Below are 15,941 nucleotides of genomic sequence, written 5' to 3' on the forward strand. Positions count from 1 at the left end.
CTTGTCGAGGGCGTGCGAGGACGTACGGGCTATTGCGAATATGCAGATGCGGAAGGGAAAGCGAGCGCGCCGGATCAGCGCCCAGTCCGCTCATCGAACGAATTTACCGATGCGTTAGCGCATTGGGTCCGTGTCCTGCCACACAACGTGATCAGGCCAGGCTGATTCGTCACCCGACGGGTACCCCGGAAAACGTGATCGTCCATTATGGATAGTCCCGGGTGTGATCACTTCGTGATAGGCACGTGATCAGGAGCGGACAGCTCCCGTGACGGCCCACCGGCCGGACCGGGTCCGGGCCAGCACGGCCACCAACCGCAGCACCATGAACGCGGCCAGCCCGGTCCAGACTCCCGCCAGCCCCCACCCGAAGGCCATCGCCAGCCAGATCAACGGCAGGAAGCCCAGCACCGCGCTGAGAATCGTGGTGTTGCGCAGGAACGCGGCGTCGCCCGCGCCGATCAACACCCCGTCGAGCGCGAACACCACGCCGGCGATCGGCTGCAGCACCACGAAGAACCACCATGCCGCCGGGATCTCCGCCAGCACGGCGGCGTCCGGGGTGAACAGCCGGGGCAGCGGATCGGCCAGGACGGCGAACAGCACGGCCAACAGCGCCCCGAAACCGAACCCGTACCGGGTGACCTGCCAGGCGAGCGCGCGGGCGCGCCGCCGGTCCGCCGCGCCCAGCGCCGACCCCACCAGCGACTGCGCCGCGATCGCCAGCGAGTCCAGCACGAGCGACAGGAAGACCCAGAGCTGCAGGACGACCTGGTGGGCTGCGGCGGCCTCGGCCGAGGTCCGGGCCGCGGCCGAGGCCGCGGACAGGAAGCACGCCTGGAACGCCAGGCTCCGCAGCACCAGGTCGCGACCCAGGCCGAGCTGGGCGCGCATCCGGGCCGGCACCGGGCGCAGCGGTACCCGTTCCACGACCAGCGCCCGCAGGAACAGCCCGGCGCTGGCCACCTGGGCCACCACGTTCGCCACGGCCGAGCCGACCAGCCCCCAGCCCGACACGTGCACGAGCACCGGGGCCAACCCCGCCGACAGACCGTTGCCGAACAACACGTACCGCAGGGGCCGGACGGTGTCCTGGACGCCCCGCATCCAGCCGTTGCCTGCCATCGTGACGAGGATGAACGGCGTGCCGAACAGGGCGACGCGGAGCCAGCTCACCGCCGCGTCGGCCACCTCGCCCGGACCGGCCAGGGCACGCGCCACCGGGCCGGCCACCAGCTGGCCGACGCCGAGCAGCAGCACGCCGACCACCAGCGCCAGCCAGGTGGCCTGCACGCCCTCGGCCACCGCCTCCGATCGCCGACCCACGCCGTGCAGCCGGGCGGCCCGCGCGGTGGTGCCGTAGGAGAGGAACGTGAGCTGGGTGGACACCTGGGAGAGCAGGACGCCGCCCAGTGCCAGGCCGGCCAGCGGTATGGCCCCGAGGTGCCCGACCACGGCGGTGTCGACGAGCACGTAGAGCGGCTCGGCCGCGAGCACGCCCAGCGCGGGTACGGCAAGCGCCAGCACCGACCTCGCCGACACGCGCTCGGCCTGAACCGTCACGCCTTCCTCCCCCAGTAGGGCACGCCCTCCACCGGGTTTTCCTAACGCCCGCACCCGAGGAAGCCACGCCCAGCCGCCCAGGGTGTGACCAACATCCCTGTCGACAGCTGCAGCGGTCGCCCCGCCCGCCATGGGCGGTGCCGCTCCGAGATCCGGACCGGATACGCGCGATGGCGAACGACAGGCTGGGAGACGACTGAAAAGACCCGGCCCCCGAGGGGCCGGGTGGTATGCGCCAGACGGTAAGACCCGAGGGCGGCACGCCCTGGGCGTCCTGTCCCTGCTGGGAGATCACGGGCGCACGCTCACCGCGTACGCCACGCACCAGTCCAGCGATGTCGACGATTCGGAAGGGTTACAGGACGGGAGCTTTGTCGAGGGCGGCCCGTAGGGCGGTGAGGACGTCCTCGGCCCGGCCGGTGGCGATGAACCCCGAGGCGAGGCGGTGTCCGCCGCCCCCGAGCGCGGCGGCGGCCTTACCCACGTCAATGCGGCTGGCCGCACGCAGCGAGACCGACCAGGTGTCCGGCGCGGTCTCCTTCAGCACCGCGGTGACCTCGGCCTCCGCGGTCGTACGCACGACGTCGATGACGCTGTCGACCTCCTCGCTGCGCATCCCGTCGGCGTCGGACAACCGCACCACCGCGTGCACCAGGCCGAGTCCCTGCGCCGCCTCCGGCTCCAGCCGGGCACCGCCGAGCACCTTCGACAGCATCGACAACCAGGCGAACGGGTGGGTGTCCAGCAGTGGCCGCGTGGTGGCCTCGGCGTCGACCCCGGCCGACAGCAGCCGCGCCGCGAGCAGGTGAGTGCTCGGGCTCGCGTTGCGGAAGGACCGGGTGTCGGTCACCAGTCCGGCATACAGGCACCGGGCCACCGGCTCGTCCAGCGGCGCGCGCAACGCGTCGATCAGCTGGGCCGCCAGCACCGCGGTGGCCTCGGCGTGCTCGTCGATCAGGTGGTGCGTGCCGAACCGGGTGTTGGACGTGTGGTGGTCCACCACCAGCACCTGCCCACCGGCGGCGATGGTGGCCGCCACCCGGTCGCCGAGCTGGCCCAGCCGCTGCAGGCTCCCGGTGTCCATCACCACCAGCAGCGGCGGCGCCGCGGGCACCTTCTCCGGCGGCACCAGCAGGCCGGCGGTGTCCAGGTCGCGCAACGACTCCGGGACCTCCTCGGGCTCGCCGAACGACACCCGGACCACCGCACCCCGCCGGTGTAGGGCCAGCCCCACCGCCAGCGCACTACCCAACGCGTCCGCGTCGGGGTTGACGTGCGCCAGCAACGTCACGTCGGGGGCGCCGGCGAGCAGCCGGGCCGCCGCGCCCAGGTCGGCCGCTGGCGCACCGGTGTCCACCGTCCGCGCGCCACTGGCGTTACCGCCCAGCTCGCTCACCTCCGTGCCCACGCGGCGCCCCTGCGGCGACCCGCACCTCCATCAAGCTTCACCCACCGATGCGATGCCGGTCTACCCGTTCGGGTGGAACGCACCCCGACCGGGGCGGATCGGCTCACGCGGTGTCCCCTGTCGTCACTCGGCGTCCTCGTCCTCGCGCGGCGCGCGGTACGGGTCGGAGTCCCCGGCCGGGGCGGCGCCGGCGGCCAGCCGGGCCACCTCGGCGTCAGCCTCCCTGGCCCGGGCGAGCAGCTCATCGATGCGCCGGGCGTCGTCGGGCACGGTGTCGGCCACGAACGCCAGGGTCGGGGTGAACCGCACCCCGGTCTGCTGCCCCACCATCGAGCGCAACACCCCCTTGGCGCTCTCCAGGGCGGCGCGGGACGCGGCCCGGTCGGCCTCGTCGCCGAGCACGGTGTAGTAGACGGTGGCGTCCCGCAGGTCCGCCGTCACCTTGGCGTCGGTGATCGTCACCATGGCCAGGCGCGGGTCCTTGACCTCGTGCTCCAGGCCGGAGGCGACGATCTGCGCGATCCGTTTGGCCAGTCTGCGGGCGCGGGCCGGGTCGGCCACGGCGCTCCTCCCTCTCTCAGGTCCTGCGGGTGCCCGCACCGGGCGCGGCGGGCACCCCACTCAGTCGTCCTCGGGTCCCATCATGCGGTGGCGCGCCGAGAGCAACTCCAGCTCCGGGCGGCCGGCCACCAGCCGCTCGCAGGCGTCCAGCACCCTGCGCGCGTGCCCCGCGTCGGCGGCCACCACGGCCACCCCGATCAGCGCGCGCCGGTGCAGGTGCTGGTGACCGGCCTCGGCCACCGCCACCTCGAACCGGCGCCGCAGCTCGGCGACCACCGGTCGCACCACCGAGCGCTTCTGCTTCAACGAGTGGACGTCACCGAGCAGCACGTCCAGCTCCACCACACCCACGTACACGTCGTGTCCGGGCTCGCGCGGGGCGCCCGGGAACCCCCTCGAAGGACGCTTCGGGGCGGGCCCGTGCGGGCCCGCCCCGAAACCTCCATTGTCAGCCGCGCGGCTTCTCGCGCATCTCGTAGGTCTCGATCACGTCATCGACCTTGATGTCGTTGTACGAACCGAGCGTGAGACCGCACTCGAAACCCTCGCGGACCTCGACCACGTCGTCCTTGAACCGCCGCAGCGAGGAGATCGGCAGGTTCTCGGAGATCACCACGTTGTCCCGCAGCAGCCGGGCCTTGGCGTTCCGCCTGATCTCACCGGACTTCACCAGACAGCCGGCGATCGTGCCGAACTTGGAGGACTTGAAGACCTCGCGCACCTCGGCGCGGCCCAGCTCGACCTCCTCGTACTCCGGCTTGAGCATGCCCTTGAGGGCCTTCTCGATCTCCTCGATCGCCTGGTAGATGACGGTGTAGAAACGGATCTCCACGCCCTCGCGGTTGGCCAGCTCGGTGGCCTTGCCCTCGGCCCGGACGTTGAAGCCCAGCACGACGGCGTCCGAGGCGGTCGCCAGGTTGACGTCGCCCTCGGTGATGCCACCGACGCCGCGGTGGATGACCCGCAGCGCGACCTCGTCGCCTACCTCGAGCTTCATCAGGGCGTCCTCGAGGGCCTCGACGGTACCCGAGTTGTCACCCTTGATGATCAGGTTGAGCTCGCTGGTCTGCTTGAGCGCGGTGTCCAGGTCCTCCAGGCTGATCCGCTTGCGGGCCGCCCGCCGCGCGTTCTCCGCCGCGCGCTCGCGGGCCTGCCGCCGCTCGGCGATCTGCCGGGCGACCCGGTCCTCCTCGACGACCAGGAAGTTGTCACCGGCACCCGGCACCGAGGTGAAGCCGATCACCTGCACCGGACGCGCCGGCGTCGCCTCCGTGACGTCCTTGCCGTGCTCGTCGAGCATCCGCCGCACCCGGCCGTAGGCGTCGCCGGCGACGATGGAGTCGCCGACCCGCAGCGTGCCGCGCTGCACCAGCACGGTCGCCACCGGGCCCCGACCACGGTCCAGGTGTGCCTCGATCGCCACGCCCTGGGCCGCCATGTTCGGGTTGGCCCGCAGGTCGAGCGCGGCGTCCGCGGTGAGCAGGATCGCCTCCAGCAGGCCATCGATGTTGGTGCCCTGTTTGGCGGAGATGTCGACGAACATGGTGTCGCCGCCGTACTCCTCGGCGACCAGGCCGTACTCGGTCAGCTGCTGCCGGATCTTGGCCGGGTTGGCACCCTCGACGTCGATCTTGTTCACCGCGACCACGATCGGCACGTCGGCCGCCTGGGAGTGGTTGATCGCCTCGACCGTCTGCGGCATCACGCCATCGTCGGCCGCGACGACCAGCACCGCGATGTCGGTCGACTTCGCACCACGGGCACGCATGGCGGTGAACGCCTCGTGGCCCGGGGTGTCGATGAAGGTGATCAGCCGCTCGTCGCCGTCCAGCTCGGTGCCGACCTGGTAGGCGCCGATGTGCTGGGTGATCCCGCCGGCCTCGCGCTCGCGCACGTTCGCCTTCCGGATCGTGTCCAGCAACCGGGTCTTGCCGTGGTCGACGTGGCCCATGACGGTGACCACCGGGGGCCGCGGCCGCAGGTCGCCCTCGTCACCCTCGTTCTCGCCGTAGCTGATGTCGAACGACTCCAGCAGCTCGCGGTCCTCATCCTCCGGGCTGACCACCTGGACCTGGTAGTTCATCTCCTGGCCCAGCAGCTCCAGCACGGTGTCGGAGACCGACTGGGTGGCGGTGACCATCTCGCCGAGGTGGAACAACGCCTGCACCAGCGAGGCCGGGTTGGCGTTGATCTTCTCGGCGAAGTCGGTCAGCGAGGCACCCCGGGGCAGCCGGATCGTCTCGCCGTTGCCCTTGGGCAGGCGCACGCCGCCGATCGACGGCGCCTGCATGTTGTCGAACTCCTGCCGCTTCTGCCGCTTGGACTTGCGGCCACGACGCGCCGGGCCACCCGGGCGACCGAAGGCACCCGCGGCACCGCCGCGACCACCCGGGCCACCACGGCCGCGGAACCCACCGCCACCGCCGGCGGGAGCACCGCCACCGGGCCGGAACCCGCCGCCGGGTCCGCCACCGCCGCGGAAACCGCCGCCACCGCCGCCACCGGGTCCACCCCGGAAGCCGCCGCCACCGCCGCCGGGACGGCCACCGCCGCCCGGTCGGCCGCCGCGACCACCCGGGCCGCCTCCGCCGGCCGGACGGGCCGGCCGGGACGGCATCATGCCGGGGTTCGGGCGCGGGGGCATGTTGCCCGGGCTGGGCCGCTGCCCACCGGGACCGGGCCGCTGTCCACCGGGACCAGGGCGCGGGCCACCGGGACCCGGCCGGCCCTCACCCGGACGACCGCCACCACCGCCGGGCGCACCGGGGCGCCCGCCCTGCGGGCCGGGCCGCGGCCCGCTCGGCCGCGGGCTCGGTGCGCCGGCACCGACGCCGAACGGGTTGTTGCCGGGGCGCGGCGCGCGCGGGCCCGGCTTGGGCGCCTGCGGGCGCGGCGGGACCACGCCCGGACCCGGCTTGGGGGCCTGCGGTCCCGGTTTGGACGCGGGCTTGGCCGCGGCCGGCTTGGCCGGCTTGGGCGTCTTGGCCGGCTGCTGCGGTGCCGGGGCCGCCGGCTGCTCGGCGGCGGCCGCAGCGGGCTTCTCCGCAGCGGGCGGCGCCGCCGGTGCGGGCTTGGGTCCCGGCTTCGGGCCGGGCTTGGGCCCCGGCACGGCGCCCGGCACCGCCGCCGGGCCACCGGCCGCCGGCGCGGGCTTGGCCGGTGCGACGCCCGGCTCGGCCTTGGCCGCGGGCGCCGGCTTCGGGCCCGGCTTGGGCGCGGCCGGGCGCGGCCGACCCTCGCCCTTGGCCTTGGCGGCCTCGCCGGCCTTGGGGAACGCGTCCCGGAGCCGGCGAGCGACCGGCGCCTCCACCGTGGAGGACGCGGACTTGACGAACTCGCCCAGCTCCTTGAGCTTGTTGAGAACTTCCTTGCTGGTGACTCCGAGCTCCTTCGCGAGCTCGTGCACGCGGGCCTTGCCTGCCACTGCTCTCCTCATCTGGGGAGGCCGGGCGGCTAGTCCCGCTCGACCTCGCACCTACCGTCGAAGCGCGTTCATGGCTTCAGCTTCACGGCTGGCTCATGACGGGTCGACCTGCTTCCTGTTCTGCCGTGCCGGCACGGGGCGCTCCCGTACCGGTCTGGGGTCGAGCGTGCTGCTCGAGATGGACGCGGACCGAGGTGACGTCCAGCGGACCCGACACGCGCAATGCGCGCGGGAACGCCCGGCGCCGCTCGGCGAGGCGCAGGCAGTCCGGGTCGGGGTGCAACCACGCCCCCCGTCCCGGCAGCCGGCGCCTCGGGTCGGGAACGAGTGCCCCGTCCACGACCACCACGCGCAGCAGCTCAGCGGCTCCCGCCCGGAGGCGGCAACCGACGCACGTCCGTACCGGACCGGTGTGCATGGATTGAGCTCCCAGGCGCGAACCACTCCGAGTCTAGCGCTTGACGTTCACTCGACCGAACCGGCGGTCGGGGCACCCGTCGGCGCCGCGCCCGCACCCGGAACGTTGGGGTCGGCGTCGCTGCGGATGTCGATCCGCCAGCCGGTCAGGCGGGCGGCCAGGCGGGCGTTCTGTCCCTCCTTGCCGATCGCCAGCGAGAGCTGGAAGTCGGGGACCACCACCCGGGCGGTCTTGGCCCGCTCGTCCAGCACCCGGACGGACACAACCTTCGCCGGGGACAGCGCATTCCCGACAAACGTGGCCGGATCGTCCGAGTAGTCGATGATATCGATCTTCTCGCCGCGCAGCTCACTCATGACGTTGCGCACCCGGGCGCCCATCGGGCCGATGCACGCGCCCTTGGCGTTGACCCCGGGGACCGTGGACCGCACCGCGATCTTCGACCGGTGGCCGGCCTCCCGGGCCACCGCGGGGATCTCCACGGTGCCGTCGGCGATCTCCGGGACCTCCAGCGCGAACAGCTTGCGCACCAGGTTGGGGTGGGTGCGCGACAGCGTGATCTGCGGGCCGCGCACCGTGCGCGACACCCCGACCACGTAGCACTTGAGCCGGGCACCGTGCTCGTAGCTCTCCCCCGGCACCTGCTCGGCCGGCGGGATGACCCCTTCGGTGTCCCCGACCTGCACCACGACCATGCCCCGGGAGTTGGCCCGGGCGTCGCGCTGCACCACGCCGGCGAGGATCTCGCCCTCCTTGGCGGAGAACTCGCCGAAGGTCCGCTCATGCTCGGCGTCGCGCAGCCGCTGCAGGATGACCTGCCGCGCGGTGGTGGCGGCGATGCGGCCGAAGCCCTCCGGGGTGTCGTCCCACTCCCGCTCCACCGTGCCGTCCGGGCCCAGCTCCTGGGCCAGCACCCGGACCACACCGGTCTTGCGGTCGATCTCCACCCGCGCATGCGGCTGGTGGCCCTCGGTGTGCTTGTAGGCGGTCAGCAGCGCGGTCTCGATCGCCTCCAGGACGGTCTCGAAGGGGATGTCCTTGTCCCGCTCGATCGCACGGAGCGCCGCGATGTCGACGTTCACCTCGACTCCTCCTCGTCCCCCGTCGTCCCGTCCGGCTCGGTCGAGCCGCCGGCACCTCCATGCTCCAACAACGCCAGCTCGGCCGCGGGCGGCTGCCGGAACTCGACCTCGACCACCGCCTTGGCCACATCCTCGTACTCGAGGCGGCGCAGTTGCCCGTCGACGAGCAACGTCACCCCGTCGGCATCGGTGTCACCGACCCGGCCGAGCAGCTCACCGCCGTCGGCCAGGCGCGCCCGGACGAGCCGCAGCCGGGCCCGCCGCCAGTGCCGGGGGCGGGTGAGCGGGCGGTCCACCCCGGGCGAGGTGACCTCCAGGGTGTAGGGCCCGGCCAGCACGTCGTCGCGGGCGTCCAGCGCCGCGGAGACCGCGCGGCTGGCCGCGGCGATCTCGTCGAGGCCGACGCCGTCGTCGGAGTCGACCACCACCCGCACCACCCGGCGCCGACCGGCCGTGGCGACGTCGAGTAGCTCAAGGTCGAACCCGAGGGCCGCCACGGCCTCGGCTACGACCGGTTCGAGCTGCGCGGTGAGCTGATCTCGCGCGGCGCGCGGTCGTTGTCCGCGCGGCGGGCTGGACACGTTGCCACTCCCTGTTGTGCTGTGTGCAGTGGGCACTCGCCGCGGGCCCGGCGGAGCGGTCCCACGACGACGGGCGGCCGGTGCTGCACGTCGCCGGTCGCGGTCGCCCAGCGTAGCGCGTCACTAGGCCGTCCCGGGCAGCGGCGATCACGCGTCGTCCGCGTGGCCCGGTCCGATCGCCTGGCAGGATGACGCAACGTGACGTTGGAAGCCTCCCGGCCCGGTCCACTGTCCCGACGACGGTTCCTCGCGCTGACCGCGGGGCTCGCTGCCGCGGCCCCGCTGGCGGCGGCGTGCACGTCAGCGTCGGAGTCGGCCGGACCCGACCCGCTGGTGGCGTTGGCCACCAGGGCGCGGGCCGACGCCGACCTGGCGCGGGCCGTCGCCAACACCCACCCGGACCTCGCCGCGGCCGCCGGGGTGGTCGCCGCCGACCGCACCGCCCACGCCGAGGCGCTGGAGCGGGAGGTGCGGCGCGTCCAGCCGGAGGGCGCGCCGGCACCGTCCGGGACGGCCAGCGCCGCACCCGGCGCGCCGGCCAGCCCGACGGCGGCCGAGACGGGCTTGGTGGAGGCGTTGCGGGCGGCCGAGAAGGAGGCGAAGGACGTGGTGGTGGCGGTACCGCGGTACCGCGCGGGCCTGGTGGGCTCGGTGGCGGCGAGCTGCGCAAGCCTGCGGGAGGTGCTGGCGTGAGGAGTTCGACCACGCCGGAGCCGTCGAACGCCCGGGTGAACGCCGACGCCGTCGAGGCGGTGCAGCGCGCGCTCGCCGTGGAGCACGCCGCGGAGTGGAGCTACGGCGTCGCCAGCGCCTTCGTGTCGAACGGGAAGGGCCTGGTCGGCGAGGGTATGGACGCGCACCGCTCCGTCCGGAACTCCACCGAGCAGATGCTGCGGGACTCCGGGGCCACGCCGGTGCCGCCACAACCGGCCTACCGGGTCCCGAAGCCGGTCACCGACGCCGCCTCGGCCGCGGCCCTGCTGGTCATCGCGGAGTCGGATGCGGCGGCGGCCTGGCGTGCGGTGCTGGAGCACAGCGACGACCCGGACCTGCGCCGGTTTGCCGTGGAAGCGCTCACCTCGGCCGCGGTTCTCGCGACCCGGTGGCGGGTGGTTTCCGGGCAGGTGCCACACACTGTGGCGTTCCCTGGCCAGAGCGGCTGACACGCCCGCGGGCCAGCCGCTCCGGTGGGGCCGGCGAAACACGTGACCGGAGACTCCGTCGTCACGTCCGCGGCTCGCTGGGGCCCGCGGTCCCACCTTGGAATCAGCGTGTCGTGAGCGGCATAACGCGACCGGGATGCCGGACCGCGAGTGCCCCTTTCACGCCGGCGCACCTGTCGCCGCTGCGGTCCATCACGCTGTGCCGGTCAACTCGTGTACGGGTGTCCGGCGCGAAGCGCGTCCACGGCAATCTCGCGAAGAAGCGTGTCGTCGCTGCGCTCGGGGTCGAAGAAGTCGGCCTCGGCGATGACCACCGCACGGCCGTCCAGGGCTGCGGCGTAGCCGGCATCGATCAGGCTGGACGGCCCGCTGGGCACCCGTCTGCCCTCACGCAACAGGTCGTTGACATTGCCCGTGCCGTCGGTATCCGTGAGCTTCTTCAGGGCTTCCGCATCGCTGGCGGTGGGCATGCGTACCACAGAAACCGCCACGACGACTCGGCTTCCGTCGGCGGTATGGGTGGTCAGCAATTGCTGCACCACCTCCTCGCACCGGTGCCTGGACAGGAACACCTTGGTGTCGTCGTAGGCGTGGGCCTCGCAGTGCGGGGTGCGCTGGATGTGGTGCTCGGTGAACTGGTACCTGCCCTGCGCCTCCGCGCCCGGCGCGGGAACCGGTGTGCCCTCCTCGGTATTGCCCCGCGTGAGCAGGGCCCACGCGGTTCCGCAAAGCGCCACTGCCGCGATCAGCCCGACGACGCGGGTCCCCAGCCGGAGCAGGCGGTCCTTCTCCAGCATCTCCGGTACGGGTTCGGGCGACACGGGTACCGGCGGCTCCTCCCGGATCAACAGCACCGGCATCTGCGCGGTGTCCGTCGGTCGGGGTGGGAACTTCGGTAGCTCCGTCGTGCATTCGGCTGGCTGTTCCACGTGGTGCTCGGGGTCCGACACGGGATCCCACCGTAAAGGGTGGTGGTCCTGTCACGTAATGGCGTGAAAACAACCGGTGCCGCGCCGACCGGCCGCTCCGGGCCCTGATCCAGTCGAGCCGCTGGTCACCGTCGTAGGGCGGCCAACGCGAGCGCGACGTCCTCCTCGGTGTTGTAGAGGTGGAAGGCCAGCCGGGTCCGGCCGTTGCGGACGCTGGCGACCACCCCGTGCGCCGCCAGCCGCTCTGCCGCGTCCGGACGATCCAGGGTGGTGATCGCGGAGTCCGCCGGGGGCAGGTCGAGCGCGGCCCGGAAACCGTTGGCGAGCCCGACGCAGTGCCGGTGCACTGCCGAGAGGTCCAGGCCGGCGAGCCAGGGCAGGGTCATGGCCGCGCCCCGGTGGGCCATCCAGACCGGGGAGAGGTCGAACCGCCGCGCGTCCCCGGCCAGCTGGAGCGACCCACCCGTCACGCCCTGCCAGGGGTCCTCGGCCGCGTACCAGTTCGCGGCGTATGGCACCAACTCCGCCCAGCGGTCGGGATGGACCGTCAGCCAGGCCGGGCCGCGCGGGGCGAGCAACCACTTGTATCCCGCACCCACCACGTGGTCCGCCCAGTCGAGTCGGAGCGGCAGCCAGCCGAGTGCCTGCGTCGCGTCCAGCAACACCCGCGCACCGGATGCCTCCGCCGCGGAGCGGAGCGCCTCGAGGTCAACGATCCGACCGTCGCCGAACTGGACGACGCTGACCGCGACCAGGTCGTGCCCGGCCACCTCGTCGGGCACGTGGTCCAGTTCCACCTCGTCGACGATGACGTCCGGGCGCCGGGCCAGGAACGGGAAGCGCACGCTCGGGAAGTCGTTCCGTGCGACGAGCACGCGGGCACCGACCGGGAGGTTGGCCGCGATCAGGCCGACGAGCTGGGAAACGGAGGCACCGAGCACGACCCGGTCGGCCCCGACCCCGACCAGCCGGCCGAACGCGGCCCTGGCGGTCGCCACGTCCCGGTCGTAGTCCGTCGGCTGGCACCGCCCCCGGGCCCAGCGGGTCACCTCCTCCGCCATGACCGCGGCCGCCCGTCGGGGCGGGACACCCATGGCGGCGGTGTTGAGGTAACCGGGTTCGAGGTCGAAGGACTCTCCGAAGGCGTGCCGCACGGCGGTGACGCTAACCCGATCGCGTCGCGGGGCGCGCGCGGTTTCCCCGACCACCCGGATTCCCCTCGAATGGGCGACCACGGAAGTGAGAGATGTTCACCCTCTTGCCGGGTGACCCGGAGCCCTGCGGGGGACGGACCGTGAGACGTACCGTGGACGGGTGCTGACCGAGATCATCGAGATCCGGACCGGATCGGTCGAGGTCGTCTACGACCTGACGGCGGAGTGCGAGCGGTTCCTCGCCGGCGTCGGGGACGCCGACGGACTGCTGCACGCGTGGGTCCCGCACGCCACCGCCGGCCTCGCCATCATCGAGACCGGCGCCGGCAGCGACGACGACCTGCTCACCGCGTTGGGTGATCTGCTCCCCCGGGACGGCCGGTGGCGGCACCGGCACGGCTCACCCGGGCACGGCCGGGACCACGTGCTTCCGGCGTTCCTGCCGCCCTACGCCTCCGTTCCGGTGCTCGGCGGCCGGATGGCCCTGGGTACCTGGCAGTCCGTGTGCCTGGTGGACACCAACATCGACAATGCCGTGCGCACCGTGCGGCTGAGTTTCCTGCGGGGTTAAGCCGGGCGTTGGAAGACCCACCCGGCCGGGTGGATGCGGGGGACACGCCAAGGCTCCGTACCAACCTCGACTTCCCTGCGCCGTGTCCGACCCAATACCCTCGGTGACCTCGAACCCTTGGGTGCGGCTGGCGCACCGGCGTCCCGGCTTCGGGCGCCGCCCGCCGGACGTGCCCCGAACCCATGGGGATGTGGTGACGGAGTGCCATGGCACCGAGCAGCATGCGAACGCAGCGGCAAGCGCTGACCCGGCGGTGGGAACGGTTCCTGTCCTCGGAGGGCACCGACGAGGACGGACTACGTCCCGAGGTCGCACAGAGCTGGCGGCGTTCGCTTGAGCTGGGCGTCCTGGGCCGGGACGCCGCGCCCGCCGACGACCTGGACGAGGAGTGGCGCGAGGGTCGGCTCGGCCATGCGGTGCGGGTGCTGGAGAACGAGCTGAGCCAGGTGGGCGACCAGGGTGAGGTCGTCGTGGCGGTGGCCGACGCCCACTCCCGCCTGCTGTGGACGGCGAGCAGTCCGGTCGTACGGCGGCGGGCCGAGGAGGTCAACTTCGTGCCCGGCGGGCGCTGGGACGAGGCCAGCATCGGCACCAACGGGATCGCGCTGGCCCAACGCACCGGCGCGCCATCGATGGTGTGGTCTTGCGAGCACTTCAACACCGCGGTGCAGGACTTCGTCTGCTACGCCACGCCGATCGACGACCCGCTGACCGGCGAGCGGCTGGGCGTGATCGACCTGACGACCGCCTGGACCAAGGCCCAACCGCTGGGGCTGCCCACGACCAACGCGCTGGCCCGGCTGTTCCGGGACGTGCTCGCCTCCAACGCGGTGCCGCCGCCCGCGTTGCGTGCGCTCGAAGAGGTGATGGAGGTACGCCTGCTGGGCCGGCCGGAGCTGCGGATGGGCGCCCGGCGGGTGGCGGTCTCGCCCCGGCAGATGGAGATCGTGGCGTTGCTCGCGCTCTACCCGGACGGGTTGGACGGCGGAGAGCTGCACGCACATCTCTACGGCGACGAGCCGGTCAGCCGCGGAACGCTGAAGGCGGAGATCTCGCACCTGCGGCGTCAGTTGGGTGGCCGGATCGCGTCCCGGCCGTACCGGCTGCTGGGTCCGGTGCGGTGTGACGCGCTGGAGGTCCTGCAGGCCGTGCGGCGCGGGGACGTGCGGGCGGCCGCCGGGGACTACCGCGGCGAGTTGCTGCCCGGGACCGAGTCGCCGGAGCTGCTGGACTGGTCGCGGTACCTGGCCGCGGCGGTGCGCGAGGGGTTGGCCGGCAACCCGGATCCGGATGCCGTGCTCACCTGGTCGGACCATCATCCGGCGGACATCACGGTGCTGCGCGCGGCGTTGTCCCGGCTGCGTCCGGAGGACAGCCGGCGGGCCCTGCTGGCCGCCCGGTTGCGCGCGCTCACCGTGTACTAGCTGCGGCTGCGGGCGAACGGCGCCCTCGCGGACGGCCTAACCGTTTCCGGCCATCCGGTCGGTGGCCAACCCGGCACCAACCGGATGGCTGACAGCCTCCACCGCCCCGACCCCGGGCTTTGGAGGAACGGCAATGGTCTACGCCCATCCGGGGCAACCCGGCTGTCCCGTCCGGTTCCGTCCCCAGTACGAGAACTTCGTCGGCGGGAAGTGGGTGCCGCCGGTCGAGGGTCGGTACCTCGACGACGTCAGTCCGGTGGACGGCCGGGTCTTCACGCGCGTGCCCCGTTCGTCGCTGGCCGACGTCGAGCTGGCGGTGACCGCGGCGCACGACGCGCTTCCGGTGTGGTCGTCGACCAGCCCGGTGGAGCGGGCCCGGCTGTTGCTGCGGATCGCCGACCGCCTGGAGTCCGACATGGAGCGGTTGGCGGTCGCGGAAAGTTGGGAGAACGGCAAGCCGATCCGGGAGGCGCTGAGCGCCGACCTACCGTTGGCGGTCGACCACTTCCGTTACTTCGCGAGCGTGCTGCGGGCGCAGGAGGGCTCGCTCAGCCAGCTCGATCCCGACACGGTCGCCTACCACTTCCACGAACCGATCGGCGTGGTGGCGCAGATCATCCCGTGGAACTTCCCGCTGCTGCTGGCGGCTTGGAAGCTTGCGCCGGCGCTGGCGGCCGGCAACTGTGCGGTGCTCAAGCCGGCCGAGCAGACCCCGGCGAGCGTGCTGTTGTTCATCGAGCTGATCGCGGATCTCCTCCCGGACGGCGTGGTGAACGTGGTCAACGGGCTCGGTCCGGAGACCGGCCGCCCGCTGGCGCTGCACCCCAGGATCGCCAAGATCGCGTTCACCGGCGAGACCGGAACCGGTCAGGAGATCATGCGCTATGCCGCGGAGAACGTGGTCCCGGTGACGTTGGAGCTCGGTGGCAAGAGTCCCAATGTCTTCCTGCCCGACGTGTTTGCCGACGACGACGAGTTCGCGGACAAGGCGGTCGAGGGATTCGTCATGTTCGCCCTGAACCAGGGCGAGGTGTGCACGTGTCCGTCACGCGCGTTGGTGCACGAGTCGATCTGGGACGAGTTTCTGGACCGCGCCCTCGAACGCACCCGGTCCTTGGTGCTCGGCGATCCGCTCGATCCCGCGACGATGGTGGGCGCGCAGGCCAGCGCCGAGCAACTGCAGAAGATCCTGTCCTACCTGGAGATCGGCCGCGGTGAGGGCGCGGATCTGCTGACCGGTGGCGAACAACGCAGCGTTCCCGGCCTCGAGGGCGGCTACTACGTCGAGCCAACAATCTTCGCCGGGCGCAATGACATGCGAATTTTCCAGGAGGAGATCTTCGGTCCCGTGGTGTCGGTGACGTCGTTCTCCGACGTCGACGACGCGGTGCGGATCGCCAACGACTCGCGGTACGGCTTGGGAGCCGGGGTGTGGACCCGGGACGGCACCGCCGCATACCGCATGGCGCGGGCGATTCAGGCGGGCCGGGTATGGGTGAACTGCTATCACGCCTATCCGGCGCATGCCGCGTTCGGTGGCTACAAGCAGTCCGGGTTCGGCCGGGAGACACATCTGGACACGTTGCGGCACTACCAGCAGACCAAGAGCGTCCTGGTCAGCTACGACCGGAAACCCACCGGCCTGTTCTGATTCGGCGCCGCC

15 protein-coding genes are annotated in these 15,941 nt (G+C 72.6%); 5 read left to right on the forward strand and 10 right to left on the reverse strand.

What is annotated here, in order from left to right:
• Positions 1-249 precede the first annotated feature (249 nt).
• From IEY55_RS03305 to rimP, 8 genes are all read right to left on the reverse strand, one after another.
• On the reverse strand, positions 250-1,563 hold the full coding sequence (locus IEY55_RS03305) for an MATE family efflux transporter (RefSeq protein ID WP_229685941.1): 1,314 nt from the start codon (positions 1,561-1,563) through the stop codon (positions 250-252).
• Positions 1,564-1,918: 355 nt separating this feature from the next.
• A complete protein-coding gene (locus IEY55_RS03310; RefSeq protein WP_189054258.1) occupies positions 1,919-2,893 on the reverse strand; it encodes a DHH family phosphoesterase in 975 nt (324 codons plus the stop codon).
• 201 nt (positions 2,894-3,094) lie between these two features.
• Positions 3,095-3,532: a 30S ribosome-binding factor RbfA gene (gene rbfA / locus IEY55_RS03315; protein ID WP_189053721.1), complete on the reverse strand. Its 438-nt coding sequence runs from the start codon at positions 3,530-3,532 to the stop codon at positions 3,095-3,097.
• Between the two features lie 60 nt (positions 3,533-3,592).
• Positions 3,593-3,889, reverse strand: coding sequence for a DUF503 domain-containing protein (locus IEY55_RS03320; protein ID WP_189053723.1), 297 nt, complete (start codon positions 3,887-3,889; stop codon positions 3,593-3,595).
• Between the two features lie 91 nt (positions 3,890-3,980).
• On the reverse strand, positions 3,981-6,956 hold the full coding sequence (gene infB / locus IEY55_RS03325; RefSeq protein ID WP_189053725.1) for a translation initiation factor IF-2: 2,976 nt from the start codon (positions 6,954-6,956) through the stop codon (positions 3,981-3,983).
• Between the two features lie 82 nt (positions 6,957-7,038).
• Positions 7,039-7,374, reverse strand: coding sequence for a YlxR family protein (locus tag IEY55_RS03330; RefSeq protein WP_189053726.1), 336 nt, complete (start codon positions 7,372-7,374; stop codon positions 7,039-7,041).
• Between the two features lie 47 nt (positions 7,375-7,421).
• Positions 7,422-8,456, reverse strand: coding sequence for a transcription termination factor NusA (gene nusA, locus IEY55_RS03335; protein WP_189053728.1), 1,035 nt, complete (start codon positions 8,454-8,456; stop codon positions 7,422-7,424).
• Entirely contained in the window at positions 8,453-9,037 is a 585-nt protein-coding gene (gene rimP / locus IEY55_RS03340; protein WP_189053730.1) for a ribosome maturation factor RimP, read from the reverse strand. Before rimP ends, nusA begins: the two co-directional genes overlap by 4 nt.
• Before the next feature lie 198 nt (positions 9,038-9,235).
• Between rimP and IEY55_RS03345 the strand changes: the two genes are divergently transcribed.
• Entirely contained in the window at positions 9,236-9,730 is a 495-nt protein-coding gene (locus tag IEY55_RS03345; RefSeq protein ID WP_229685943.1) for a hypothetical protein, read from the forward strand.
• Positions 9,727-10,200, forward strand: coding sequence for a ferritin-like domain-containing protein (locus tag IEY55_RS03350; protein ID WP_229685945.1), 474 nt, complete (start codon positions 9,727-9,729; stop codon positions 10,198-10,200). The genes IEY55_RS03345 and IEY55_RS03350 overlap by 4 nt, the downstream gene beginning before the upstream one ends.
• 206 nt (positions 10,201-10,406) lie before the next feature.
• On the opposite strand, the gene IEY55_RS03355 is transcribed toward IEY55_RS03350, so the two are convergent.
• A complete protein-coding gene (locus IEY55_RS03355) occupies positions 10,407-11,150 on the reverse strand; it encodes a hypothetical protein (protein ID WP_189053732.1) in 744 nt (247 codons plus the stop codon).
• A 104-nt stretch (positions 11,151-11,254) separates the two neighbouring features.
• Positions 11,255-12,283: an aminotransferase class V-fold PLP-dependent enzyme gene (locus IEY55_RS03360; RefSeq protein WP_189053734.1), complete on the reverse strand. Its 1,029-nt coding sequence runs from the start codon at positions 12,281-12,283 to the stop codon at positions 11,255-11,257.
• A gap of 160 nt (positions 12,284-12,443) precedes the next feature.
• Between IEY55_RS03360 and IEY55_RS03365 the strand changes: the two genes are divergently transcribed.
• The 3 genes from IEY55_RS03365 (at position 12,444) to IEY55_RS03375 (ending at position 15,929) form a co-directional block, all read left to right on the forward strand.
• The gene (locus IEY55_RS03365; RefSeq protein ID WP_189053736.1) at positions 12,444-12,854 is read left to right on the forward strand and encodes a YjbQ family protein; all 411 of its coding nucleotides are present in this window, start codon (positions 12,444-12,446) and stop codon (positions 12,852-12,854) included.
• A gap of 206 nt (positions 12,855-13,060) precedes the next feature.
• Entirely contained in the window at positions 13,061-14,278 is a 1,218-nt protein-coding gene (locus IEY55_RS03370; protein ID WP_189053738.1) for a transcriptional regulator, read from the forward strand.
• A gap of 133 nt (positions 14,279-14,411) precedes the next feature.
• Entirely contained in the window at positions 14,412-15,929 is a 1,518-nt protein-coding gene (locus tag IEY55_RS03375) for an aldehyde dehydrogenase family protein (RefSeq protein WP_189053740.1), read from the forward strand.
• Positions 15,930-15,941: the final 12 nt, after the last annotated feature.

The sequence above is a fragment of the Longimycelium tulufanense genome (genome assembly GCF_014645795.1).
In the GTDB taxonomy this organism is placed as follows: Bacteria; Actinomycetota; Actinomycetes; order Mycobacteriales; family Pseudonocardiaceae; genus Longimycelium; species Longimycelium tulufanense.